Source organism: Halomonas sp., from assembly GCF_031581305.1.
Lineage (GTDB): Bacteria > Pseudomonadota > Gammaproteobacteria > Pseudomonadales > Halomonadaceae > Halomonas.
Window position 1 is genome coordinate 1 of the sequence record NZ_JAVLBC010000313.1, and the last position, 2126, is coordinate 2126.

Consider the following 2126-nt stretch of genomic DNA (forward strand, 5'->3'; position numbering starts at 1 on the left):
CCCGAGACCCCGAAGTAGGCGCCGCCACAGAGGCCGCGCGGCAGCACTTTGGTATCGCCGGCCACCACCTGGACATCGCAGGCCCGTGCCGCCGCGGCCAGGCTGGCGACGATCCGCTCGAGCTGCTCCAGTGGTAGCCCCTCCTCCAGGAAGGCGTTGACGCTCAGATAGCGAGGCAGCGCGCCGGCAACAGCGAGGTCGTTGACGGTACCGTGCACCGCGAGGCTGCCGATGTCTCCCCCGGCGAAGAACAGCGGCTGTACGGTAACGCCGTCGCTAGTGAAGACCAGCTCCTCGTCGACGTCCTGGGCGACGGGCAGGACGGCGGCATCGGCGAGTGGGGCCAGCCAGGGGTTGCCCAGGTGGCGGACGAAGACAGATTCGATCAGCTGGCGCATGAGGCGCCCGCCGTTGCCGTGGGCCAGGGTGATGGTGGTCGTGTCGAGACCGGGCTGTGTCACTCACTCCTCCTCATGCCGGGCTAGGGACTCCATGATTTGGCCGACGCTGATGGCGGCGTCGTTGCAGGGTAACCGCTCCTGCAGCAGCACCGCGAAGCCATCCCCTTCCAGCGCCGCGACGGCTGCCTCGGTAAGCGGCCGGTTCTGGAACACGCCGCCGGTCAGGCCGAGGGTCGTCACCCCTGAGGCTTCCCATGCCGCCCTGGCCTGTCGGCGAAGCACCTGGACCAGGGTGGCATGGAAATCCGCCGCGCGTCGGGCAGGGGCTAGACCCGCATCACCCAGATGCTGGATCAGCGGACGCCAGTCACAGCGTAGCACCCCGTCCGCGTCGTGATGGTGAGGCAGGTCAAGGCCCTGGCCCTCGCCCTTGGCCAGGGCCTCGAGCCGCATGGCGGCCTCGGCCTCGTGGCTCACCCGGCGAATCGGCAGCAGCAGCGCCGCGGCGGCATCGAAGAGCCGGCCCGCGGCGGAGCAGGTCGGGGCGTTGAGGCGCTGCTCCCAGATCCCTCGCAGCAGGGCCAGCTCATTGTCGGTGCCGGGGACGTCCGGGGTCGCGAGGCCGCTCTGCCAGCTCAGGGTGACGGCCAGGCGCCAGGGCTCCCGAATCGCCGCCTCGCCGCCGGGCAGAGCGAAGGGCGCGAAGGAGGCGTGGCGCCGCCAGTGGCCGGGGCGGCCGAGCAGGGCCTCGCCACCCCACAGGGTACCGTCCGGGCCCAGGCCAGTGCCGTCCCAGGTGAAGACCAGGGTCGGCTCCCGGAAGCGTCCGTGCTCCCCGCACAGAGCGGCGGCATGGGCATGGTGGTGGGCGACGTCGTGGCAGGGCAGGCCGCTGTCCCGGGCCCATCGGGTGCCGTGATAGCCGGGGTGGGCATCGTGGAGGACCCGCGCCGGGTGCACGCCATGGAGCCGTGACAGGGTCGCCACCTGGCGCTCGAAGGCGCGCTGGGTGCCAAGGCTCGAGAGGTCGCCGATGTGCGGTGACAGCACCAGGCGTGTTTCCCAGGCGAGGCAGACCGTGCCCTTCTGGTGGGCACCCACGGCCAGCACGGGCTGAGGCAGGGACCAGGGCAGCTCGAGTTCGAGGGGGGCGGCGCCTCGGCCGAGGCGCAGGGGGCGCGCCTGGCCGGCAATGGGCCGACGGACGCCATCGTCGACGCCTTGCAGGATGGGGCGGTCATGGTGCAGGAAGGCGTCGGCGACCCGGCCGAGGCGCGCTTCGGCCACCTCCGGTGCGGTGATGATGGGCTCGCCGGCGAGGTTGGCCGAGGTGGCGACCACCGGGCGCCCCAGGGCCCCCAGCAGCAGGTGATGCAGGGGCGCGTAGGGCGGCAGGACGCCGACCTCGTCGAGCCCGGGGGCAATGCCGTCGGCGAGGCCGTGATCGGTTCGCAGAGGAACCAGCACGACCGGACGCTCGTCGGCGCGCAGGGCCTCGGCGGCCACCGGGTCCAGGCGGGCATGTTCGCGCACGGCGTCCAGACCGTCCTCGCCCTGCCAGGGAAACATCACGGCGAGCGGCTTGTGGGGCCGGTGCTTGCGCTCGCGCAGGGTCGCCACAGAGGCGGGTCGGCAGGCATCGGCCATCAGGTGATAGCCGCCGACGCCCTTCACGGCGACGATTCGCCCGGCGTCGAGGGCCGCGATGGCGGCATCGAGCGCCTC

At 72.4% G+C, this 2126-nt stretch carries 2 protein-coding genes; both read right to left on the reverse strand.

The window, feature by feature from the left end; translation table 11 throughout:
- Window positions 1-461 (reverse strand): AIR synthase related protein (locus RI841_RS16185; protein ID WP_310706658.1); only part of this gene is annotated, 461 nt, incomplete at its 3' end.
- Window positions 462-2126, reverse strand: a 1665-nt coding sequence (locus RI841_RS16190; RefSeq protein ID WP_310706659.1) for a Sua5/YciO/YrdC/YwlC family protein, incomplete at its 5' end; no start/stop codon positions are given. It lies immediately after the preceding gene.